This window comes from Curtobacterium sp. BRB10, assembly GCF_031844325.1.
Lineage (GTDB): Bacteria > Actinomycetota > Actinomycetes > Actinomycetales > Microbacteriaceae > Curtobacterium > Curtobacterium poinsettiae_A.
The window spans coordinates 414,676-437,662 of sequence record NZ_JAUZVA010000002.1 but is presented as its reverse complement, the minus strand read 5'-3'; the positions used below and the strand labels follow the sequence as shown (position 1 = coordinate 437,662).

Genomic DNA, 22,987 nt, shown 5'->3' with positions numbered 1-22,987 from the left:
GGTACGCCCGATCCCGCTTCCCATCGCGCGCGTTCTGGGAAGGAACGTCCGTCAGGAGATCGGGGTCGCGCTCCCCGTCACCGTGATCCCGCCGGCCTCGGGCACGTCCACGAGCAGCAGACTCGGACGCCCGACGTGCCGCCCCTGCCGGATCGTGATGCGGTCACCCGGCTGCGCTGCCCCGATCCGCCGCAGGTACGCCCCGGTGGACGCCGCAGCCGACCCGGTCGCCGGGTCCTCGGTGATGCGCCCGGCGGGGAACAGGTTGCGCGCCTCGTACTCCCGGTCGCCGGTACGGTGCAGCACCGTGACGGTCCCCGCCCAGCCCGCCTCGCGCTTCAGCTCGGCGAGGGGGTCCGGCGCGAACCGGAACTGGTGGAACAGCTCGCGGTCGTGCAGCGCGAGGACCGGGTGCCAGTTGCCGGCGAAGGACTCCAGCACAGGGAACCCCGGAGCGATGTCGGCTGCCTCGAGTCCGAGCAGGTCGAACAGCCTCGCCAGTAGGGCCGGGTCGAGGTCCCGCGTCGCCGGCTCGACGCTCGTCATCGCGACCTGCACCGCGCCGTCCGCACCGACGGTCGCGTCGAGGGCGACTCCGCCGGCCAGGGTCGTGAACACCCGGCGGCCCGCTCCTTCCCGCTCGGCCAACGCGACGGCCAGTGCGACGGTGGCGTGCCCGCAGAACGGGACCTCGGCGCTCGGCGAGAAGTAGCGGACCCGCGGCCCGGTCGACGTGGCACCCACGACGAAGGCGGTCTCGGGGTACCCGACCTGCCGGGCGATCGCGAGCATCTGGTCGTCGGACAGCCCGGCCGCGTCGAGCACGAGCCCGGCGGGGTTGCCTCCGCCCGGCTCGGCGGCGAAGGCGGTGTACCGGAGGATCTCCTGCTGCATGCCCCGACGCTACTGCGGCGTCACGACCGGGTGCGCGGGCCGATCACCGACGGGTGGCCCGGACGGCTGCGGCACCGCGGGTGGCTCCGAGGGCAGCGCGAGGAACACGGCGAGCGCGATGCCGCCGGCGGGCACGAGGTACAGCAGGACCCACCAACCGGATCGGTTCGTGTCGTGGAGCCGCCGCACCGCGATGGCGATCCAAGGCAGCAGCGCCGCGAGCCCGACGACCACGAAGACCCCCAGCGCGACCTTGGCGAAGACCGGCATCGACGTGAGCAGGAACCACCAGACCGGGAACGGGTTGAAGGACTGCATCGCCTGGTCGATGACGCGCGTCTCGTCCGGGCTCGGCATGGTCGGCGGCGTGATGAAGAGTCCGACGCCGTACACGATGTTGATCGCAGCGGAGATGATCGCCCACCACAGCGCCCACCACCAGAACTCGGCACGAGCGGCACGTCCGCGGAACACGACGTACCCCCGCCAGAACCGCGAGAACGAGGCGGTGAAGGTGGCCTGATGCCAGGGGACCCCGACGGGTGGCTGCTGCGTCTGGTGCACCGAACCTGCTTACCGGTGCGACCTGGGCGCTCCTGAGCACTCCTCGGCAGGCGCGGCGTGGCGGGTGGGGGTAACCCCCGACCGCTTCCGGGTGCGCACGTGATGTTTCAGCGATGCGTCCGTCGTGAGACTGGATCCATGAGCACCGACACGCGCCCCACCACCGCCCGCCGCACCCTCCGGTTCGCCCTCGCCTCCACTGCCGCGGTGTCCGCCCTGCTGCTGACCGCCGGCTGCAGCGCGATCCAGGACATCGTGCCGAACAAGACCCCGGAGAAGCACTTCGACGCGTACTCCGACGCCCCGCGCTCCGGGGAGTCCGAGGATCTGGCGTTCTTCATGCCGAAGTGGGTGCCGGAGGACGCGAAGGACATCGGCGTCCGCCTCCACGTCTCCCAGCCCGGGTACGTCATCGGGTTCGCGTCGAAGGACGGCGTCGACGTGGACGACTGCGCCCCGCTCGACGAGTCGTACGGCGGCACGGCGATGACCGCCGACTTCCTGCCCGAGGAGCTCCCGACCAAGGGCCTGGTCACCTGCGGCGACGGTCGCGCGGTCACCGAGATCGACGGCCGCTGGTACGGCTGGACCACGAAGGACGCCATCCCCGGTGAGGACGACACCCAGACCATGCACGGGTCGGCGGACTGACCGCAGCCACCCACCGGCCTGGAGGCGCGTGGCGGCCCCGCACCGCGCCTCCCGCCCGTCACGCGGTCGCGCCCACCGCGCATCGTGAGCAGGAATGGTCGGGTCCCCACCTGCGGACCCGACCATTGCTGCACACCATCCACCCCGTGGGGACTGGGGACTACTCCGCAGCCGCAGCCTTCCGTCGGCGACGCACGACCAGCACACCCGCACCCGCCGCGAGCAACAGGAACGCCACCAACGCACCGGTACCGAGGCCCGCAGCACCCGTGAACGCGAGCTGCCCATCCACGGTGATCGCGATCGGGGTCCACCCGATCAGACTCCCGTCCGCAGCCGTCACCGCCAACCGGTGCACCCCAGCCGCCGTGTCCACCGGGATCGTCACCCGAACCGTCCCATCAGCAGCCACCACGGCCGTGCCGATCAGCGTCGGCTCCGAGAACAACCACACGTTGACCGTGTCACCGGCAGACGCCGTCCCCACCGTCACCGTGATCGTCTCCCCCGCACGAGCCGACGCCGGAGCCGACACCCCACCACGACTCGCCTCCGTCAACAGCGACTCCGACGGCGCCACCGGAACGACCGGGGCAGCCGAGGGAACCGGAGTCGGGCCCGCGGTGGGCGTCCCACCCGGGGTCGGGGTCGACGTCGTGCCGTCGCCCGGGGTCGGGGTCGGAGTCGGCGTCGGCGTGGGCTCCGTTCCCGGGTCGGTGTCGCCGCCCTTGCACGGGTACGTCCCCGTGCGGAGCGAGAACCCGTCCGTGTCGTTGTCGTCCGCGTAGAAGGTCGCGCGCTCCCCGTCGGTGCAGACGCCCGAGATCGCGAAGCCCTCGTTGGCGAGCGTGCGGTCGGCGGCCGAGGGCGCCTCGTACAGCGTCGAGGGGGCGAAGGCCCCGTCGGTCACCTCGTACAGCGCGGTCCGACCGGAGCACACCTCGTCGCAGACCACCCAGAGCGCGTCGAGCGTCGGGTCGAACTGCAGGTCGGCGACGACGGCGAGCGACGTCGCGATGGTGGCGACTCGTGCCGAGGACCCGTCGTCCATCAGGGCGTAGGCGTACACGCTCGCGGTGCCCTCGACCCCGACGAAGAACAGGCCCTCGCCGTGTCCGGCGTAACTCGACGGCGCGTAGGCGCTGCCGGTGCGCTCGTCGGTGAACCCGTTCGCGGTGAGCCAGGTGTCCGGGATCCAGGTGATGCCCTCGAGCCCGGCGTTCGCGCCGAGCCCAGGGAAGTCCACGGCGAGGTTCCACTCGTCGGTGGCCCGCAGGGTGTTCTCGGAGCCGGCGGTCGTGGCGTAGCGCAGGACCGACGGGCGGCTCGTGCTCGAGACGTCGTTGTTCCGCTCGGTCGAGACGTAGACGGCACCGGGGTCGTCGCTCGTGACCGTCACGCCCTCGGCGTCCGGGGTGCCCGTGCCGTCGGCGTAGCGCAGGTCGGTACCCGCGGCGTTCGACGGCGTCCAGCCGCCCGCACCGTCCGAGGTCAGGTGGTAGAGCAGGCCGTCGCCGTTCTGCACGGCCCAGAGCTGCCCGTCCCGCGAGGCCGTCGAGGTCGTCCAGTCGAGGCCGCTCAGGTCACCGGTGAAGGTGTCCTCGTCGTCGAGCACGGTCTCGTCCGGGCCGCCGGGCCAGGCCTCGGCGGTGACGACGCCGGCGAACCGGTTCGCCGCGCCCTTCGTGGGCGCTGCCGTCTCGGCGAAGTCGCCGGTGCCGTCGGGGTTGCGGCCGGAGGTGGTGGCGGCGTGCGCCGTCCACGAGGTCGAGTCGACGAGCGCACCGCGGGCGTCGAAGAGCCGCGCGGAGTCCGCCTTGCCGAGTCCGAAGCCGAACGCCGCCTCGTCGAGGACGGTGAAGCCCCCGGCCGCGACGGTCGTGCCCGCGGGGATCGTGTACGCGTGGTCGTCCTCGCTGTCGCGCAGCACGTACCCGCCCAGGTCGACTGCAGTGCTGCCGGTGTTGGTCAACTCCACCCAGTCGCCGGGAGTGCCGTCCTGCGACTCGACCTCGTTGATCCGCACGGGCGAGGAGCAGTCGTTCGCGGCGCCCTTGGTCGAGGCCGTGGTGTCCACGAGCGGCCCGACGCCGTCGGCGCAGCGGCCGTAGGTGACGCCCGCGTGGGTCGTCCAGGCGTACCGGAGCACCAGGTCGCCGGCGGGATCGTAGAGGCGCGCGGTGTCCGCACCGCCGAGCCCGAAGTCGAAGCCAGGGGCGGTCGCGGACAGCTGGTCAACGACGAAGTACCCGCCGGCGGCGATCGTCGAGCCGCTGGGCAGCACGGAGGCGTCGTGCGAGCCGTCGGAGTCGAGGAACGCGTACCCGGTCAGATCGATCGCGGTGCCCGAGGTGTTCTTGAGCTCCACCCAGTCGGTGTCGTCGCCGTTCGACTCGACCTCGTTGACGACGAGGCCGTTCGCCGCGACGGCGCCGACGGCCGGGTCGTCGTCCCCGACGGCTGCGAGGGCCGGGCTGGCGGTGACGACACCGGCGGCGACGACCAGGGCGGTCGCGACGAACGCGCCGATCCGCATCGTGGGTGGGCGCAGGGCAGGAACACGCATGCGGGGTCCTTCTCGGGGGAGGGAGCGGGCGGAGACCTGCACGACTGTTCAGCATCCACGCGACCGGCCGGTGGCCGCGGGGTGAACGCACGGTGTCCCGGGTCGGGACCGGCGCCCTGGACCCGCGGCGTGCGGACGGGAGGCGCGGGGCGGGCCCGCACCGCGCCTCCCGTCCGCCGTGCGGTCGCGCCCACCGCGCATGGTGGGCAGAAGGTGACCCCGTCGTCAGCGCCGGATCAGCAGGGTGCTGGCCCGCGGCGAGAGCGCGGCGTCGAGCACCAGGCAGGCGGCACCCACGGCGGCGACGTCGGCCCCGCGGTCGCTCTCCACCACCTGCACGGCGTGCTTCGGCACGAGCAACGGCGACCCGACGATGGCGGTCCGCGCAGCCGGCAGCGCAGCACTCGCGATGCGCGACCAGAACGGGCCGCCGAACACCACGCGGTCGATGTCGAGCAGGTTCACGATGAGGACGACGGCGTTGCCCATGACGGTGCCGGCATCGGCCGCGAGCGTGACGGCGGTGTCGTCCCCGTCCGCGATCGCTGCGGCGAGCTCGTCCCACGCGGCGTTCACAGCGTCGACATCGGCGTCTGCGTCAGCCTCGGCGACCGCGGCGCCGCCCGACAGAGCGAGCCCTCGCGACCGGGCGATCCGCACCAGCCGGTCCGGCGCGACGGCCGCACCGACCTCGCCGCGCGTGCCCGAGCCGTCCGGCGTGCCCGCGAGTGACCCCTGGTCGACCATGATGTGCCCGGCGTCACCCGCGTTCGACCCCACCCCGCGCAGGGGTTCGTGGTCGACGACGAGCCCGACGCCGAAGCCGGTGCCGAAGTACACGAACGCGAAGTTCCGTGCCGAGGACTCCCCCGCCAGGAACATCTCGCCCACCGCGGCGGCCGTGACGTCCTTCTCGAGCAGGACCGGGTAGCCGGTGGCCTCGGCGAGCGCGTCGCGCAGCGGCACGTCCCGCCACCGGGGCAGGAACGGCGGGTCGACCACGATGCCGGCCTCGACGTCGATGGGTCCGGGGCTCGCGATCCCGACACCGAGCACGCTGTCGACGGCCACCCCGGCGTCGGCGACGAGCCCGTCGACGGCCGAGGCGATGGTGCGCACCACCTCGGACGGGTCGTCGGCCGTGGGGGTCGAGGTCGTGGACGCGGCGACGACGGTGCCGGCGAGGTCGAGCAGCACGTAGGTGACGACGGCCGGGTCGACGTGCACGCCGACCGCGTACCGGCTGCCCGGTTCGAGCCGCAGGATGGTGCGGGGCTTGCCGCGGCCGGACACGACGGTGCCGGACTCGACGATCATGCCGGCCTCGATCAGGAACCGGGTGACGTTCGACACGGTCTGCGCGCTCAGTCCGGTGCGTGCTGCGAGTTCGACGCGACTCAGACCGTCGGGTGAGCGGCGGACGGCGTCCAGGACCACGGTGCGGTTGAAGCCGCCGATCGACGGGAGGTTCGCTCCGCGTCGATGCTCTGCCATGCCGCGACCATACCGCGGCAACGGTGCGGTCTCGGTCTGCCGTCGTCACTGGCTTCCGCAGGGTCAGCACCGTTACCCTGGCCGCATGTCCGACCTGCGCCTGGAAGAACTCTCCGCGAAGACCGCCGCCGCGGCGAACTCCCTGACGCTCAAGCCGGGCCAGGAACAGTTCGTGCAGCCGACCACCTACGGGGTCGCCGAGTCCGACGTCAAGCCGAGCTCCGCGTGGACCCGTGTCGTCCTCGACGACGACGAGGTCCTCGGCCTGATCATCGGTTCCTTCGACGCCGACAACGCGCAGGAAGAGCTGCGCAGCTGCATCTGGCGCGTCAACGTGGCGGCGAGCGCACAGGGCCGGGGCGTCGGTCGCTTCGCCGTGCACGGCCTGGCGGACGAGGCGCGCAGCCGTGGGTTCGAGCGGCTGACGGTCGTGTACGAGCCGGGCGGAGACGACAGCCCCGAGGCGTTCTTCCGTGCCGTGGGCTTCGAGGTCGTGCGTGAGACCCAGTACGGCGACCACTTCGCGGTCCTGACGCTCTAGCGCGCTCCGACGACGTGGCGTCCGACGACGTGCCTTCCGACGATGCCTCCGTCGTAGGCTTCGGCGCCGCCGTCGCCGAGGTCGTGCGGATGATCCCGCCGGGTCACGTCATGACGTACGGCGACGTCGCCGCCACCCTCGGGTCGCGGGCGTCGCGCGCCGTCGGCAAGGTGATGGCGCACGAGGGCACCGAGCTGCCGTGGTGGCGCGTGGTGCGCGCGGGTGGGCACCCGCCGCTCCACCACGAGGCCCGGGCACTCGAGCACTACCGCGCCGAGGGGACGCCGCTCGTGCACGGGCCGACGGCCTGGAGGCTCGACATGCGTCGTGCGCGCTGGTCACCGGCAACCGACGCGGACGACCCGTTCTGATCCCGGTGCGCGCGGCTCGGCCTCAGCGGTCGAAGCGCGCACCCTTCGGGTTCGCGGGCAGCAGGCACAGCACGGACACGATGAGCGAGCCGAGGCCCGGCAGCACGTGCAGGAACTGCCAGAAGCCGGACAGGTTCGCGTCGTGCAGCCGTCGGGCGCCGAGGGCGAGCGAGCCGATGAGCGTCGCGAGCACCCACAGCATGAACAGGTACGAGCCGACGGGGTTCTCGAGCACCGGGGTGTCCGGCGTGAACACCTGCGGCACGAGCTGCAGCACGAGCCCGATCGCGAACGACGTCAGCCACCACCACCAGAACTCGGCGCGCGACGCCCGTCCGGTGAACACGGTGTACTTCCGCCAGAACCGTCGGACGGCCTCGGTGAAGGGGGCACCGTAGAAGGGGTCGTGCAGGGCGACGCCGCCGGGCTGCACCACGCTGTCGTTGCTCATGGAGCAAGCCAACCACGTGGTGCAGCCCAACCCGGGCCTAGACGAGCGAGTCGCGCCAGGCCGCGTGCAGCTGGGCGAACCGTCCGGTACCGGCGATGAGGTCGGCGGGGGTGCCGTCCTCGACGATCCGGCCGTGTTCCATCACGAGCACCCGGTGGGCGATCGCGACGGTGGACAGCCGGTGCGCGATGATCACCGCGGTGCGGTCGGCGAGCAGGGTCTCCAGGCCCTCCTGCACGAGCCGCTCCGAGGGGATGTCGAGCGACGCCGTCGCCTCGTCGAGGATGAGCACCTTCGGGTCGGCGATGAACGCACGCGCGAACGAGAGCAGCTGCCGCTGCCCCGCCGACACCCGACCGCCGCGCTTGTTCACGTCGGTGTCGTACCCGTCGGGCAGCGCCATGATGAACTCGTGCGCGCCCACGGCCTTGGCCGACGCCTCGATCTCCTCACGGGACGCACCGGGCTTGCCGAGCGCGATGTTGTCCGCGACGGTGCCGGAGAACAGGTACGCCTCCTGCGTGACCATGACGATCGCGCGGCGCATGTCCTTCGTGTCGAGGTCGCGCAGGTCCACACCGTCGAGCTTCACCGAGCCCTGGGTCGGGTCGTAGAAGCGCGCCATGAGCTTGGCGAGCGTCGACTTGCCGGCTCCGGTGGACCCGACGAGCGCGATGGTCTGCCCCGCCGGGATGTGCAGGTCGAACTCCGGCAGCACGACCTTGCCCTTGCTGTACGCGAAGACGACGTCGTCGAAGTCCATCTTCCCGGTGGCGTTCGCCAGGCGGGTGGGCTTCACGGGGTCCGGCACGCTCGGCCGTTCCTCGAGGACACCCGAGATCTTCTCCATCGCCGCCGAGGCCGACTGGTACCCGTTGTAGAACATCGCGAGTTCCTGCGCCGGGTCGAAGAAGCGCTTGGCGTACAGCGCGACCGCGAGCAGCGCACCGACCTCGAGCGTCCCACCGACGATCCGGAACCCACCGACGATGACGACCGCGGCGAGCGTGGCGTTGCCGATGAGCACGAGCACCGGGTCGAAGGTGCCGAACAGGTTGAACACCTTCGTGTTCGCCACCCGGTAGTCCTCGACGAAGCCGCCGTACTCGTCACGGTTGCGGGACTCCTTGCGGAACGCCTGCACCGCGCGGATGCCCGTCATCGTCTCGACGAAGTGCACGATCACGCGCGCCGAGGTGACACGGGTGGCGCGGAACAGCGTCTGCGAGTTCGTCTGGAACCAGCGGATCAGGAACCAGAGCGGCACGAGCGACACCGCGAGCACGAGCCCGGACGTCGGGTCGAGCAGCACCAGGGCCACGGCGGTGAACGCCATGTACAGCACACCCTGGATGAGCTGGTTCAGCCCGGAGTCGAGCAGCTCGCGGATCGAGTCGAGGTCACTCGTCTGGCGCGAGATGATCCGGCCCGACGTGTAGGTCTCGTGGAACTCGAGCGAGAGCCGCTGCGTGTGCAGGAACACCCGCTTGCGCAGGTCGAACAGGATCGCCTGGCTGATCCGTGCCGCGAGCACCGTGTACCACGCCGTGAGCACCGCGCCGAGGACGGCCACGACGATGTACGTCGCGACGACGCCGAACGCCGGCACCCAGTCGTTCTGGTCCATCACCGCGGGCAGGGCGTTGTCGATGCCCCACGCGATGAGCGCCGGACCCGCGACGGTGCCGGCGGTCGAGACCACGACCACGATGCCGAGCAGCACGAGCCGGAGCTTCAGCGGTGCGGCGAGGGACCCGAGCAGGGCGAGGGACCGGCGCCGCAGGCGCTTGCTCTCGGCCTTCGTGAAGTCCTCACGCTCCTCGCCGCGCACGCCCATGGTGGTGATCGAGGCGGTGACGGGCGCGGCAGACTGCTCGTCCGGAGCTTCCTGCGGGACGGACGCCGATCCTCCCGGCAGGTTCTGGTCGGTCTGCTGGCTCATGCCATCGCCTCCTGTCGTGCGGTCGCGTCGTCGTCGTCGAGCGACGAGATGACGTAGCGGTAGTGCTCGTTGGTGGCCATCAGGTCGTGGTGGGTCCCGACGGCCGTGATGACGCCGTTCTCCATCAGGGCGACCCGATCGGCCAGCGTCACCGTCGACGGACGGTGCGCCACGATGAGCGACGTGGTGTCGGCGAGCACGCGCCGCAGGCCCGCCTCGACCCGTGCCTCGGTGTCGACGTCGAGCGCCGACAGCGGGTCGTCGAGCACGAGCACCGACGGCCGCGCGGCGATCGCGCGGGCGAGTGCCAGGCGCTGGCGCTGGCCGCCGGACAGCGACAGCCCCTCTTCACCGACCCGGGTGTCGACGCCGTCGGGCAGGTCGTCCACGAAGGACGCCTGCGCGATGTCGAGCGCCTCGCGCATGAGCGCCTCGGCCTCGGCACCCTGCACGTCCGGTCGACCGAGCAGCACGTTCTCACGCACCGTCGACGAGAACAGGGTGGCGTCCTCGAAGGCGACGCCGACGTGCCGGCGCAGCTCTTCGCGGGTGAGGTCGCGGATGTCGACCCCGTCGATCGTCACCGACCCGCCGGTCACGTCGTACAGACGCGGCACGAGCGAGAGCAGCGTCGTCTTGCCGCAGCCGGTGAGCCCGACGAGCGCCATGGTCTCGCCCGGCTGCAGCTGCAGTTCGACGCCGTTGATCAGGTCCGGGTACTGCGGTGCGGAGTCCTGGTACCGGAAGTGCACGCCGTTGAACGACAGCGCACCGTGCGGCTCCGCGATCGTCTTCGGGTGCTCCGGGTCCGTGATGGTGTTCTCGGAGTCCATGACCTCGAAGAACCGGTCGACCGCCGTGCGGGTGTCGAACGTCATCGAGAGCAGGAAGCCGATCGACTCGATCGGGAACCGCAGCACCGTCGCCGTCGCGAAGAACGCGAACAGCTGGCCGACGCTGAGCTGCCCCTGCGACGCCAGCCAGATGCCGGCGAGCAGGCACAGCGCGAACGCGACGTCCGGCACGAGCAGCAGCCACAGCCAGATGCCCGCGATGGCCTTCGCCTTCTTGATCTCGGTGCCGCGCAGGGCCTCGGCCTGCTCGCTGAACTCCTCGAGCTTCGCGCCGCCGCGACCGAACGCCTTGAGCACGCGGATGCCGTGCACCGACTGCTCGACGCTCGTGGCGAGGTCACCGACCTGGTCCTGGCTGCGGCGTGCGACGGCGGAGTACCGGCGCTCGAACAGCAGGCCGTTGATCCACAGCGGGATCGACGCGATCAGGAAGATCAGCCCGAGGATCCACCCGAAGGTGAACAGCACGACGAAGCCGACGACGATCGTCACGATGTTCACGACGAGCAGGACGACGCCGAAGGCCAGCCAGCGCCGGATCAGCGACAGGTCCGACACGGAACGGGAGAGCAGCTGCCCGGACTCCCAGCGGTCGTGGAACGCGACCGGCAGGTCCTGCAGCTTCGCGTAGAGCGCGTTGCGCATGCTCGTCTCGATACGGGTCGAGGGGCGCATCACCAGCCTGCGGCGTGAGGCGATGAAGAACGCCTCGAGCGCACCGAGGGCGAGCACCCCGAGCCCGGCGGGCCAGATCTGTGCCGAGTCGCGCGACGACAGCGGACCGTCGACGAGCCACTGCAGCACGTAGGGGATTGCGAGCGCCACCAGGGAGGCTCCCATCGCTGCGGCCATGCCGCCGATGAGGCGCCCCTGGTAGGGCTTCACGTAGGGGTGGATCCGCGCGATCGCGCGGAAGGTGGACGGGCGCGCCGTGGTGGGCGACTTGGACATGCGTTGCGTCCTCATGCGTCTGCCGGGTCCCCGGGTCGCGCTGCGCGGTGCGTGCTCGCTGCTGCTGCTGCTTGCTTGCTGCTTGCTGCTTGCTCGCGTCGCGCGGCTTCGGCCTGGAGGCTCGGTGTGGCGTTGCGTGGTGATCATCGGCCGGGCGCGTGGTCGCGTCTCCGCCGTCACTCGCGTGACGTCGGTCGGGCCGGAGGCACCGAGGGACAGTCGTCCCCCGGGTTCAGGCGGGTGGTTCGCGGACGCCGGTGGTGCTGCGTCGCGGGGCCGTGGGAACGGCCCGACTAGACGGCGGCCGCGGCACGGGGCCGCGGTGCGATCAGGGATCGCCGTGCGGGAGTGGTCCCCACGACGGACACGAGACCTGCACGGGCGGCCGTCGCCACGGTTCCGGTCATGTTGTCCATCGTCACTCCAGTCGTCGTCTTCGTCACCGTTGTGTCCGCGGTGCCGCCGGTCCCGAGGGATCGTCGGCTGCCTGCCGCGGAGCCTTACAGACTATTCACAGTGACTCACGGCGCGCAATGGTTCGCCACCGATTGTTCACATCAGTGGAAGAAGTGGCGCTCGCTCGTGAAGTACATCGTGACGTCGGCGGCCTTCGCCGCGGCGATGACCTCGTCGTCGCGGACACTGCCACCGGGCTGCGCCACCGCACGGACACCGGCGTCGAGCAGCACCTGCAGGCCGTCCGCGAACGGGAAGAACGCGTCCGACGCCGCCACGCTGCCGGTCGCGCGGTCACCGGCACGGTTGACCGCGAGGTGGCAGGAGTCGACCCGGTTGACCTGGCCCATGCCGACGCCGACGCTCGCGCCCTGGTTCGCCAGCAGGATGGCGTTCGACTTCACCGAACGGCTCGCACGCCACGCGAAGGCCAGGTCGGCGAGGGTCTGCTCGTCAGCGGGCTCGCCGGCGACGAGGGTCCAGGTGGCCTGGTCGAAGCCCGTGAAGCGATCGGCGTCCTGCACCAGGAACCCGCCGGAGATCTGCTTGACCTCGCGGTCGGCGAGCGCGAAGTCGGCCGGCAGCGTGAGCAGGCGGATGTTCTTCTTCCGGGACAGGATCTCGAGCGCCTCGGGGTCGAACCCGGGGGCGACGACGACCTCGGTGAAGATGTCCTTCACGGTCTCGGCCATGGCCACGGTGACCGGGCGGTTCGCGGCGATGACCCCGCCGAACGCCGAGAGCGGGTCGCAGGCGTGCGCGGCGGCGTGGGCCGAGGCGATCGGGTCGGCGGCGTCGGCCGGGGCGATCGCGATGCCGCACGGGTTGGCGTGCTTGATGATCGCGACGGCGGGCTCGTCGAAGTCGAAGGCCGCACGGACCGCTGCGTCGGCGTCGACGTAGTTGTTGTACGACATCTCCTTGCCGTGCAGCTGCGTGGCCTGCGCGATGCCGGTGCCGTCGGACGTCGTGTAGAGGGCCGCGGCCTGGTGGGCGTTCTCGCCGTAGCGCAGGCTCGCGGACAGCTCGGCCTCGACCGTCAGGTGCTCGTCGAACGCACCCGGAGTCCGGATGTCGCCGGCGGTCGTCGGGGCTGCAGCGGCGGTGACGACGTCGCTCGCGAAGTAGGACGCCACCGCGGTGTCGTACGCGGCGGTGTGCGCGAAGGCCTGGGCGGCGAGGCGCTTCCGGAGCTCGAGCGTGGTGCCGCCGGCTCGGACGGCCTCGACGACCTCGGGGTAGGACGCCGGGGACACGACGATCGCCACGTTCGGGTGGTTCTTCGCCGAGGCGCGGACCATCGCGGGGCCACCGATGTCGACGTTCTCGACCACGGTCGCGGTGTCGGCACCCGACGCCACGGTCTCGACGAACGGGTAGAGGTTCACGACGACGAGCTCGAACGGCGCGATGTCGAGGTCGGCGAGCTGCTGCTCGTGCGACTCGAGCCGTAGGTCGGCGAGCAGGCCGGCGTGCACCGACGGGTGCAGCGTCTTCACGCGACCGTCGAGGGACTCGGGGAACCCGGTGACGCTCGCGACGTCGGTGACGGCGTAGCCCGCGTCGCGGATGGTCTGCGCGGTGGAGCCGGTCGACACGATCTCGACCCCGGAGTCGGCCAGGGCACCGGCGAGCTCGAGCAGGCCGGACTTGTCGCTCACCGAGATCAGTGCACGGCGGACCGGGACCACGTCACGGTCGCGGTAGAGGCTGGGGTCGGCTGCGTGCACGCTCATGCGCTCGGGGTGCCCTTCAGGTCGGTGGTGCCGTTGGCGATGTCGAGGATGGTCTGGATGAGCAGGCGGCGCTCGACCGGCTTGATGCGGTCGTGCAGCGTCGACTCGGTGTCCCCCGGCAGCACCGGGATGCGCTCCTGCGCGAGGATCGGCCCCGTGTCGACGCCGTCGTCGACCGCGATGACGCTCGCACCGGTCTCGGTGACCCCGGCGGCCAGGGCGTCTCGCACACCGTGGGCGCCGGGGAACTCGGGCAGGTACGCCGGGTGGGTGTTGATGATCCCCGGGGCGAACTCGGACACCACGGCCGGGGGCAGCAGGCGCATCAGGCCGGAGAGCACGAGCAGGTCGGGCGACCACGGGCGGATCTGCTCCGCCAGGGCCTGGCCCCACTCGGCGCGGGAGTCGTAGCGGGTGAACGGCACCGTGAAGGTCGGGATCGAGAACTCCTCGCCCAGGCCGAGACCCTCGGCGTCACGGTCGGCACCGATGGCGACGACACGGGCGGGGTACTCGGCGTCGAAGGTCGCTTCGAGCAGGGCTCGGAGGTTCGACCCGGTACCGGAGATCAGGACGACCAGTTCGAGCACGGCACCAACCCTACCGGCAGGCACGCACCCGACGGGCGCTGTTACCGGTCGTCCTTCGGCTGCCGCCACCAGGGCAGCTCGTCCTCGGGGATCTGGTCGGTGACGTCCCACTTCGCCGGGCGGGACTGCTCCGCCGACCGCGGGGCGGACGCCCTGGTGTCGGGCGCGACGTCCACGCGGTCCGCCTCGGCGGTCTCGTCGACGTCGTCCCGGCCGGCGACGAACTCCTCGGTGCTCCAGGGGAACGCGGGCTGGGCGTCGGTCGGCACCGGGGTCGGTGCGGGGTGGGACGCGGGCGTGGGGGCTGCGGGCCGCTCGGGGTCGGGTCGCTGCGGGCCGGGCCGCTCCGGCTCGGCGTCCGAACCGGTCACACGGTCGCGGAGTGCACCGGCTCGTCCCCGGACACCCCCGGCCGCGCCGGCCAGGCGGTCGCGGAGGCCACCCAGGGCTGCTCGTCCGGCACTGCGGCGCTCCGGTTCGGGCTCGGCGGCCAGGCGGTCGGCGGCCACGGCATCGGTCTTCGCCCAGTCGGGGAGCTCGACGTCGTGGTCGGTGTCGCCGGCGCGCGGTGCGACGGGCGCGGGGGCCGAGGCGGGCCGTGCGGGTGCCGCGTCGGCGGGCTCGCTGCCGATCGGCGCGCCGCTGACCGGCGCGCTGCTGATCGGCTCGGTCGCGCGCTCGGTCGTCGCGCGGGGCCGTGCGGCCGTCGACCCGTCGTGCGACTCCTCGACCACGAAGCGGTGCACGTCGGTGGTGCGCCCGGCCCCGGCCTGGTCGAGGGCGGCGAGCAGCGAGCCCTCGCCGTCGACGCGCGCCGTCTCGTTGTCGCCGTCGGATTCGTCGGCCTCGGTCCAGCGCTCTCGCGTCCACCCACGGTCCGGCAGCCGGACCAGGTCGCTGCCCGCGGCGAGGGCGATGATCGCCGGCAGGCCGACCTCGAGTGCGGCGAACCCACCGACCGCCAGGGCGTCCGGGCCGACGTCGGCCAGGCGCCCGGGGCCGAACGAGCCGGACGACACCCAGGCGATCAGCCCCGTGAGCACACCGGCCACGAGTCCTGCGACGACGCCGCCGAGCGCACGGTGCAGCGCGGAGTCGGCGGAACCCAGGGCCCGCACCAACCGCGGTCGCATCGAGCCGCCGATCGCGAACCCGGCGATGACCGGCACGAGGATCCAGACGAGTCCGAAGGTGTGACCGGCGGTCGGCAGCGCGCCGAAGACCGGCAGACCCGGGATCGGGCCCAGGGTCGTGGCGATCGGGGACACGCTCGACCCGGTGCCGATGGCGAACCCGGGGCCGATCAGCCACGAGGTCGCCCACCCGACGAAGTCCGGCAGGAACGCGAGCTGTCCGACGGTGAGTGCGACGCCGCCGATGACCCCGGCGTGCGACTGCTCGTACAGGGTGATGACCTCGGCGAAGGACGTGAAGAGGAGCAGGCCGACGAGCACCGCGGCCACGCCGACGACCACGGCGGTCGCGGCGGTCCCGGCGCGCAGGCCGAACCCGGCGACGGACCGCCAGACGGCGGGGATGCGGTCGACCAGGTCGATCACGCGCTGGGTGACGGGGTCGGCGAGCACGTCGCGGCGGCGGCGGCAGACCTCGGAGGCCGCGAACGCGGGGATCCCGAACCAGAGCGCCGGCAGCACCACGGCCTGCCAGAGCGTGGGGCGGGTGGCAGCGGAGGTCGACGACAGCGCGACGGCCAGACCGAGGAGCGCGACGGCGGCGGTCCCGACCAGCAGGCCGGTGGTGCGGTGCTCGGTCTCCGCGAACCGACGTCCGGCACGGGCACCGAGCCATGCCGTCACGACCGCGAACCCGAGGGCCGCGAGGGTCACGTGGATGGGGTCAGCGGCGCCGCTGACCCCGGTGCTCCTCGCGAGCGCGGACCCGAGCAGGAACGAGACGTCGACGCCGTGTCCGACCAGCCAGACGCTGCCGGTGGCCTTCCAGAACACGTCCCAGTCGACCTGCAGGCCGTACTCGAACCCCCAGAGCAGCGTCAGGGGCACGAGGGCGATCCCGATGCCGACGCCGACCGTCACGACCGCCTCGATCGCGGCGAGCAGAGCGGTTCCCAGGCGGTTCATCGCAGCGAGGATACGTGCCCCTCGCGCTGCCGCCCCGGAGCCGCGCGGCTGCCGACGCAAAACACCGGTGTTCGCAGGACGAACACGCGCAGGACGCGGTTCAACCGACGAACACCGGTGTTGTGCGGAACGGGCGGTCGCTACCGAGCGGCGACGACCTCGCGCAGCAGCGCGGCGGTCTCGGACGGCGTCTTGCCGACCTTGACCCCCGCGGCCTCGAGCGCCTGCTTCTTCGCCTCGGCGGTGCCGGCAGAACCGGACACGATCGCGCCGGCGTGGCCCATCGTCTTGCCCTCGGGAGCGGTGAAGCCCGCGACGTAGCCGACGACCGGCTTGGTGACGTGCGCCTTGATGAACTCGGCGGCACGCTCTTCCGCGTCGCCACCGATCTCGCCGATCATCACGATGGCCTCGGTCTCGGGGTCGGCCTCGAACGCGGCGAGCGCGTCGATGTGCGTGGTGCCGATGACCGGGTCGCCGCCGATGCCGATGGCGGTCGAGAAGCCCAGGTCACGGAGCTCGTACATCATCTGGTAGGTCAGGGTGCCGGACTTCGAGACGAGCCCGATCGGGCCCTTGCCGGTGATCGTCGCCGGGGTGATGCCGACGAGGGACTCCCCCGGGGTGATGATGCCGGGGCAGTTCGGCCCGATGATCCGGGTCGTGCCGCCCTTCGCCTTGGCGTGCGCCCAGAACTCGGCCGAGTCCTGCACGGGGATGCCCTCGGTGATGACGACGACGAGCGGGATCTCGGCGTCGATGGCCTCCGTCACGGCGTCCTTCGCGAACGCCGGCGGGACGAAGACGATCGAGACGTCGGCACCGGTGGTGTCGATGGCCTCGCGCACCGAGCCGAAGACCGGCAGCGACACGTCGCCGTGGGTGACGGTGGTGCCGGCCTTGCGAGCGTTGACACCGCCGACGACGTTCGTACCGGCCTTGAGCATCAGGGCGGTGTGCTTCGTGCCCTCGCCACCGGTGATGCCCTGGACGATGACCTTGGAGTCCTTGTTGAGGAAGATCGACATGGTCAGTCCCTTCAGGCCGCTGCGGCGGCGAGTTCGGCGGCCTTCTCGGCCGCATCGTCCATGGTCGCGGCGACGGTGACGAGCGGGTGCGCTGCCTCCGCCAGGATCCGACGACCCTCTTCCACGTTGTTGCCGTCCAGGCGCACGACGAGCGGCTTCGTGGCCGCGTCGCCGAGGATGCCGAGCGCGGCGACGATGCCGTTCGCGACGGCGTCGCAGGCGGTGATGCCGCCGAAGACGTTGACGAACACGCTCTTGACCTGCGGGTCGCCGAGGATGACGTCGAGACCGTTGGCCATCACCTCGGCCGAGGCGCCGCCACCGATGTCGAGGAAGTTCGCGGGCTTCACGCCGCCGTGGCGCTCACCGGCGTAGGCGACGACGTCGAGCGTCGACATGACGAGCCCGGCGCCGTTGCCGATGACGCCGACCTGGCCGTCGAGCTTGACGTAGTTCAGGCCGTGAGCCTTCGCCTTGGCCTCGAGCGGGTCCTCGCTGGCGGTGTCCTCGAGCTGCTTGTGACCCTCGTGCCGGAAGTCGGCGTTCTCGTCGAGCGAGACCTTGCCGTCGAGTGCCAGGATCTGGCCGTCGCCGGTGCGGACGAGGGGGTTCACCTCGACGAGGGTCGCGTCCTCGCCCTCGTAGACGTCGTAGAGCTTGACGAAGACGTCGGCGACGGCGTCCTGCAGCTCCGATGGGAAGTTCGCCTGCCGAGCGATCTCGAGCGCGGCGGCCTTGTCGATGCCGGTGAGCGGGTCGACCTCGACCCGGGCGAGCGCCTCGGGCTTCTCGACCGCGAGCTGCTCGATCTCCATGCCGCCCTCGACGCTGGTCAGGGAGAGGTAGGAGCGGTTCGCCCGGTCGAGCAGCACGGAGAAGTAGAACTCCTCGGCGATGTCGGCGCCCTGGGCGACCATGACGCGCTGGACGGTGTGGCCCTTGATGTCGAGGCCGAGGATCGCCTGCGCGTGCTCGAACGCCTCGTCCGGGGTCTTCGCGACCTTCACGCCGCCGGCCTTGCCGCGACCGCCGACCTTCACCTGCGCCTTGACGACGACCACGCCGCCGATGCGCTCGGCCGCTGCTCTCGCCTCCTCGGGGGTGTCGGCGGTGATCCCCTGCAACACGGGAACGCCGTAGGACTCGAAGAGGTCCCTGGCCTGGTACTCGAAAAGATCCACGCTGTTCTTCTTCCCGCACGTTCCGTGCGATCGGCATCGGTTACCCGGTCGCCACACTCACCATCGAGGGTCGCTCGATGTCGAGACAACGGCCGCCACGCAGCCTAGCGCTGCTGGGTGGACGGCCGGTGCGCGGCCGGGAGGCACGGGTCGCCCCCGCCACGCGTGAGCCGCTGGGCGCACCCCTGGGACCATCCCCCAGCGTGCGCCCGGCAGTGTGGATCGGTGAACGAAGCACTCCGCACCCGCGCCACCGACGTGTTCGGCTGGCGCCTCCGCCCCGACCAGGAATCCGTCATCGACGCGGTGCTCGACGGGCGCGACGCACTCGCCGTGATGCCGACCGGGTCGGGCAAGTCCGCGATCTACCAGGTCGCCGGTCTCGAGCTGGACGGCATCGTCGTCGTGGTCTCCCCCCTCGTGGCGCTGCAGGAGGACCAGGTCGTCGGACTCGAGCACCACGAGGGCGCTCCCCGGGCCGTCGCGATGAACGCCACGAGGAAGGCCCGTGACGTCGCCGAGGCCTGGGACGCCGTCGCCGCGGGCGAGGTCGGCTACGTGTTCCTGGCCCCCGAACAGCTCGCGAAGGACGACGTGCTCGAGCGGCTGCACGACGCCGGCGTCGCCCTGGTCACCGTCGACGAGGCGCACTGCATCTCGTCCTGGGGCCACGACTTCCGCCCGGACTACCTGGCACTCGGCGAGGTCGTCGAGCGCCTCGGCCGTCCCCCCGTCCTGGCGCTGACCGCCACCGGCTCCGCCCCCGTGCGCGACGACGTGGTCGAACGGCTCCACATGCGCGACCCGTTCGTGCTCGCGTCGGGCTTCGACCGCCCCGGCATCCGGCTCGAGGTCGTCCGGCACGCCGAGGACGCCGAGAAGCGCCAGGCCGTGGTCGACCAGGTCGCCGAGCTCGACGGTGCCACCGTCGTCTACGTCGCCACCCGGGCGGCGACCACGGAGTACGCCGACGCCCTGGCGGCCCGCGGTCGCCGCGCGCAGCCGTACCACGCGGGCATGCGGATCGCGGAGCGCGAGGCCGTCCACACCGGGTTCCTCGACGGCGACGTCGACGTGGTCGTCGCGACGAGCGCGTTCGGCATGGGCATCGACAAGCCCGACGTCCGGTACGTCGTGCACGCCGACGTCCCCGAGTCGATCGACGCCTACTACCAGGAGATCGGGCGGGCCGGACGGGACGCCGAACCGGCCGGCGCCACCCTGCACTACCGCGCCGAGGACTTCGGCCTGCGCACCTTCTTCGCGTCCGGCTCGCCACGACCCGCCTCGGTCCGGGCCGTGTTCGACGCCGTCCCGGCGACCGGCTCGATCCCCCGCTCCGCACTGGTGGAGGCCTCTGGCCTGTCGGCCCGCACCGCCGGTCGAGCACTGAACGCCCTGCTCGACGCCGGCGCCCTGCGCGATGACGTCGACGGTGTCTCCCGGGTGCCGGACGGCCCGCAGGACGCCGACCGTGCTGCCCGTGCCACCGCCGACCGTGCTGCCGAACGGGAACGGGTCGAGGAGTCCCGCATCGCGATGATGCGCCAGCTCGCCGAGACGACCGGGTGCCGCCGGCAGTTCCTGCTCGGCTACTTCGGCGACGAGCTCCCGGAACCGTGCAGCAACTGCGACACCTGCTCGTCCGGGACCGCTTTCGAGACCGCCGCGCACGTCGCCGACGGCGCCAACGACACCGCCTGGCCGCCGGACGCCCGGGTCGAGCACGCCGAGTGGGGCACCGGTGTCGTGATGAGCACGGAGGAGGACCGCATCACGGTCTTCTTCGAGTCCGCCGGCTACCGCACCCTCGCACTCGCCGACGTCGAGGAACGCGACCTGCTCGAACGCGTCTGACGTGCGACACGTCGCCGATCGGGCACGGCGGGGGAAGGCGCGGTCGCTCGACCACCCGTCGGCGACCGCGCTCCACTCCCCCGAGCATCCGCGATGCTGCCGTGGCGGTGTGACCGGCAGGTGACGCCCGGGTGAACACGACACGAAACCGGACGGGCGTCAAGCGCCGACGGGTAGGCAGGAAGCCCGCAACGGAAAGGAACCACCATGAGCGACCCCGGTATCAGCCCCGTCGACGACTTCGACTCCCAGCAGCGTCGCGACGACGACATCGACCGTGAGCACGTCGGCCCGTACGAGGTGGACGAGGCCGAGGAGTCCCTCGAGACGGTGACGAACGACGCGGTCGCCGGCGAGACGGTGGAGCCGCAGCCCGGTGACGGCTCCGACGACGGTCCGACCGGTGGATCCCCGCGCGAGGGCTCGCCCGACCTGTGGGAGCAGGACGAGGAACGCCCGGACCTCGGGGGCGACCTCGGCATTAAGCCGCTCTGAGCTGATCAGCCTCCCTCGGGACACGGCTCGGTAGCATCGGGCCGTGTTCCGACGAGTCCGCTCCAGCGTTCGCAGCATGCCCTCGGCAGCGCGGCTGCTGGCGCTCGCGGCGATGCTGCTGGTCGCCGCCTCGGCACACCTCGCCGCCCGCTCGGAGCCCGGTGGCCGCTGGGTCCCGCTCCTGGTCGTCGGCGTCGTCGTCGCGGTCGTCACCGGATCACCGACCCGCCTCTGGCCGCTGCCCGCGATCTGGCTCGTCGCGACGCTCCTCGCCCTGACCGGTGACGCACCCGTCGACCCCTCGCACGCACGGGTCGCCCTGGTCGTCGGCGCAGTCGTGCTCCTGGCGGCGATCGCCGTGGACCTGCGGCCCGTCCTGCGGGCGCGACGCCGACGGGGTGCGGCGTGACCACCCCACGGCCTGGAGGCGCGGCGCACGACCCGCACCGAGCCTCCCGTCCGTCTGCTGGCCGCGTGCACGACCGCCACCTGCGTCGGTTCCTCGCCGACAGCACACCCGTGGCCGCGGGCGGCCGCGCCATCCTGCTGCAGATCGCCGACCCGGTCGTCGCGGCCGGTGTCCGACGGCACTCGGACTTCGCCCGGCGACCCCAGCAGCGGCTCGCCCACACCCTGATGTTCATCTACGCCGTCGTCGTCGGCACCGACACCGACTCGGCGACCGCGGCGGGCTTCGTGAACCGTGCGCACCGGCCCGTCGCCGGCGCCGACGACGTCGACCGGCAGCTCTGGGTGGCCGCGACACTCTTCGACTCCGCCCGGCGGGCGCACGACCTGTTCGGCACACGCGTCTCCGCGGCCCGAGCCGAGCAGGTCCTCGCCGCCTACGCCCCAATCGCGACCGCGCTGCGGGTGCCGGCGGAGCGCTGGCCGGCCTCGGTGGCCGCGTTCGACCGGTACTGGCAGCAGACGTTGGCCGGACTCGAGGTCACCGATGACGCCCGCGGGGTCGTGCGCGACCTGCTGCACCCCCGGTTCGCGCCGCTGTGGGTGCGGGCCGTGATGCCCCTCGTGCGCATCGTGACCGTGGGGATGCTTCCGGAACGGGTGCGGACGGCGTACGGCTTCGCCTGGGGACCGCGGGAGGAACGGCGTTTCCGGCGCACCGTCCGGGTGGTGACCGGGGTGCGGGCGTTGGTGCCGAGGGCGCTGCTGCGACTGCCGGGGCCGGTGCTGCTGCGGGCGATGCGGCGGACCGCCGGTCGGTACGCGACGGCCGGCGCCGGCGTTGGTGCTGGTGCTGGTGCTGGTGCTGGTGCTGGTCAGCCTGCGAGGACCCGCACGGCGTAGTCCCCCACCATCACGACGTCACCGGGCCGGGCGATGACCTGCGCTCCGCCCACGCTGGGTTCCTGCGCACCGGATGCGCGGACGACCACCGTGCCGTTCGAGGATCCGAGGTCCTCGACCACCAGGCCGCCGTCCCCGGTCGGCCGCATCGCGGCGTGCTCGCGCGACACCGACTTCCCCGGGTCCTCGAGCAGGACAGCTCGTCGGCCCGGCGCGGTCGGGACGCGTCGCCCCACGACCACCGGCTGGTCGAGCGGAACGACGGTGCCCGGCGCGACCTCGAGCACGAGTCGCGGCACGACGCCGATCGTCGGCAGCGGCTGCTCGGTCCGGACAACGGCGTCCGGCTCGTCGTCCGACACCGGAGCCGCAGGCAGCACCCAGGCGCGGGACAGGTACCCGGCCTGCCGGTCGCGCTCGACGTCGGCACGCGTGACCACCGGGCGCTTCGGAGTGTCGTCGTCCTTCCGGCGTCGAGCCACCGTGTCCCCCTCGTTCTGGTGATTGTTCAGAAGTGGTGCGAGATGCAACGCGATCAAGTATGGTCGAACCGCGCCGGGGGTCGCCCGGTACTTCACATACGCATCGGGAGGGCATGCGCCATGGCCAATGTCAACGTCACTTACGACGATCTTCGCAACCAGGCTTCACAGCTTCGCAACGGCCAGAAGGCCATCGAAGACCAGCTGAGCCAGCTCAAGGGCCAGATCGACAACCTCGTCTCGTCGGGCTACGTCACCGACAAGTCCTCGAAGGCCTTCGACTCGACGTACTCGGAGTTCAACTCCGGTGCGACGCAGACCATCCAGGCCATCGACGGCATGGCGGGCTTCCTCGAGAGCGCGGCGAACACGCTCGAGTCGACGGACGAGCAGCTCGCGTCCAGCATCGGCTAGTCAGGACCAGCACGACGGTGGCCGGCGCCTTGGGGGTGCCGGCCACCGTTCTCGCCGCA

At 71.9% G+C, this 22,987-nt stretch carries 21 protein-coding genes; 8 read left to right on the top strand and 13 right to left on the bottom strand.

The features are described 5' to 3' along the window. Positions 1-51: 51 nt before the first annotated feature. Both Q9R26_RS05955 and Q9R26_RS05950 read right to left on the bottom strand, forming a co-directional pair. Positions 52-894 (bottom strand): PhzF family phenazine biosynthesis protein, encoded by an 843-nt coding sequence (locus Q9R26_RS05955; protein WP_311226782.1) that lies wholly within the window; start codon positions 892-894, stop codon positions 52-54. Positions 895-903: 9 nt separating this feature from the next. After that, complete coding sequence (locus tag Q9R26_RS05950; RefSeq protein ID WP_182066611.1) at positions 904-1,458, bottom strand: DUF805 domain-containing protein; 555 nt, start codon at positions 1,456-1,458, stop codon at positions 904-906. A gap of 138 nt (positions 1,459-1,596) precedes the next feature. Between Q9R26_RS05950 and Q9R26_RS05945 the strand changes: the two genes are divergently transcribed. Further along, positions 1,597-2,109, top strand: a complete 513-nt coding sequence (locus tag Q9R26_RS05945) for a hypothetical protein (protein ID WP_182066612.1) — start codon at positions 1,597-1,599, stop codon at positions 2,107-2,109. A gap of 160 nt (positions 2,110-2,269) precedes the next feature. Here the strand turns inward: Q9R26_RS05945 and Q9R26_RS05940 are convergent, their stop codons facing one another. Then, positions 2,270-4,675, bottom strand: a complete 2,406-nt coding sequence (locus Q9R26_RS05940) for a lamin tail domain-containing protein (protein ID WP_311226781.1) — start codon at positions 4,673-4,675, stop codon at positions 2,270-2,272. A gap of 225 nt (positions 4,676-4,900) precedes the next feature. Beyond that, positions 4,901-6,169, bottom strand: a complete 1,269-nt coding sequence (locus Q9R26_RS05935; RefSeq protein WP_182065757.1) for an ROK family transcriptional regulator — start codon at positions 6,167-6,169, stop codon at positions 4,901-4,903. Positions 6,170-6,254: 85 nt separating this feature from the next. Here Q9R26_RS05935 and Q9R26_RS05930 point away from each other — a divergent pair, with 85 nt between their 5' ends. Then, a complete protein-coding gene (locus tag Q9R26_RS05930; RefSeq protein WP_027466669.1) occupies positions 6,255-6,710 on the top strand; it encodes a GNAT family N-acetyltransferase in 456 nt (151 codons plus the stop codon). Positions 6,711-6,739: 29 nt separating this feature from the next. After that, positions 6,740-7,081, top strand: a complete 342-nt coding sequence (locus tag Q9R26_RS05925) for an MGMT family protein (RefSeq protein ID WP_311226780.1) — start codon at positions 6,740-6,742, stop codon at positions 7,079-7,081. Positions 7,082-7,103: 22 nt separating this feature from the next. Here the strand turns inward: Q9R26_RS05925 and Q9R26_RS05920 are convergent, their stop codons facing one another. From Q9R26_RS05920 to sucC, 8 genes are all read right to left on the bottom strand, one after another. Continuing rightward, positions 7,104-7,532, bottom strand: a complete 429-nt coding sequence (locus Q9R26_RS05920) for a DUF805 domain-containing protein (protein ID WP_182065755.1) — start codon at positions 7,530-7,532, stop codon at positions 7,104-7,106. A 37-nt stretch (positions 7,533-7,569) separates the two neighbouring features. Further along, a complete protein-coding gene (locus tag Q9R26_RS05915; protein WP_209135411.1) occupies positions 7,570-9,369 on the bottom strand; it encodes an ABC transporter ATP-binding protein in 1,800 nt (599 codons plus the stop codon). Positions 9,370-9,470: 101 nt separating this feature from the next. Beyond that, the gene (locus Q9R26_RS05910; RefSeq protein WP_182065754.1) at positions 9,471-11,279 is read right to left on the bottom strand and encodes an ABC transporter ATP-binding protein; all 1,809 of its coding nucleotides are present in this window, start codon (positions 11,277-11,279) and stop codon (positions 9,471-9,473) included. A 557-nt stretch (positions 11,280-11,836) separates the two neighbouring features. Next, entirely contained in the window at positions 11,837-13,471 is a 1,635-nt protein-coding gene (gene purH / locus Q9R26_RS05905; RefSeq protein ID WP_311226779.1) for a bifunctional phosphoribosylaminoimidazolecarboxamide formyltransferase/IMP cyclohydrolase, read from the bottom strand. Then, entirely contained in the window at positions 13,468-14,061 is a 594-nt protein-coding gene (purN, locus tag Q9R26_RS05900) for a phosphoribosylglycinamide formyltransferase (protein ID WP_071404669.1), read from the bottom strand. The genes purH and purN overlap by 4 nt, the downstream gene beginning before the upstream one ends. 41 nt (positions 14,062-14,102) lie before the next feature. Beyond that, a complete protein-coding gene (locus Q9R26_RS05895) occupies positions 14,103-16,160 on the bottom strand; it encodes a DUF6350 family protein (protein WP_311226778.1) in 2,058 nt (685 codons plus the stop codon). Between the two features lie 140 nt (positions 16,161-16,300). Further along, the gene (gene sucD / locus Q9R26_RS05890) at positions 16,301-17,188 is read right to left on the bottom strand and encodes a succinate--CoA ligase subunit alpha (RefSeq protein ID WP_071250213.1); all 888 of its coding nucleotides are present in this window, start codon (positions 17,186-17,188) and stop codon (positions 16,301-16,303) included. 11 nt (positions 17,189-17,199) lie between these two features. Next, positions 17,200-18,369: an ADP-forming succinate--CoA ligase subunit beta gene (gene sucC, locus Q9R26_RS05885; protein ID WP_311226777.1), complete on the bottom strand. Its 1,170-nt coding sequence runs from the start codon at positions 18,367-18,369 to the stop codon at positions 17,200-17,202. 225 nt (positions 18,370-18,594) lie between these two features. Between sucC and Q9R26_RS05880 the strand changes: the two genes are divergently transcribed. The 4 genes from Q9R26_RS05880 to Q9R26_RS05865 all read left to right on the top strand — a co-directional run bounded on the left by Q9R26_RS05880 (position 18,595) and on the right by Q9R26_RS05865 (position 22,032). Further along, positions 18,595-20,226: a RecQ family ATP-dependent DNA helicase gene (locus Q9R26_RS05880; RefSeq protein ID WP_311226776.1), complete on the top strand. Its 1,632-nt coding sequence runs from the start codon at positions 18,595-18,597 to the stop codon at positions 20,224-20,226. Positions 20,227-20,433: 207 nt separating this feature from the next. Then, entirely contained in the window at positions 20,434-20,721 is a 288-nt protein-coding gene (locus Q9R26_RS05875; RefSeq protein WP_311226775.1) for a hypothetical protein, read from the top strand. Positions 20,722-20,797: 76 nt separating this feature from the next. Continuing rightward, the gene (locus tag Q9R26_RS05870; RefSeq protein ID WP_311226774.1) at positions 20,798-21,130 is read left to right on the top strand and encodes a hypothetical protein; all 333 of its coding nucleotides are present in this window, start codon (positions 20,798-20,800) and stop codon (positions 21,128-21,130) included. Positions 21,131-21,195: 65 nt separating this feature from the next. Then, on the top strand, positions 21,196-22,032 hold the full coding sequence (locus Q9R26_RS05865) for an oxygenase MpaB family protein (protein ID WP_311226773.1): 837 nt from the start codon (positions 21,196-21,198) through the stop codon (positions 22,030-22,032). Here Q9R26_RS05865 and Q9R26_RS05860 read toward each other — a convergent pair. Continuing rightward, positions 22,005-22,514 carry an FHA domain-containing protein gene (locus Q9R26_RS05860; protein ID WP_311226772.1) on the bottom strand — a complete coding sequence of 170 codons (510 nt, stop codon included), beginning with the start codon at positions 22,512-22,514 and terminating at the stop codon, positions 22,005-22,007. The genes Q9R26_RS05865 and Q9R26_RS05860 overlap by 28 nt on opposite strands. A gap of 120 nt (positions 22,515-22,634) precedes the next feature. Here Q9R26_RS05860 and Q9R26_RS05855 point away from each other — a divergent pair, with 120 nt between their 5' ends. Next, positions 22,635-22,928 (top strand): WXG100 family type VII secretion target, encoded by a 294-nt coding sequence (locus Q9R26_RS05855; protein WP_311226771.1) that lies wholly within the window; start codon positions 22,635-22,637, stop codon positions 22,926-22,928. Positions 22,929-22,987 lie beyond the last annotated feature (59 nt).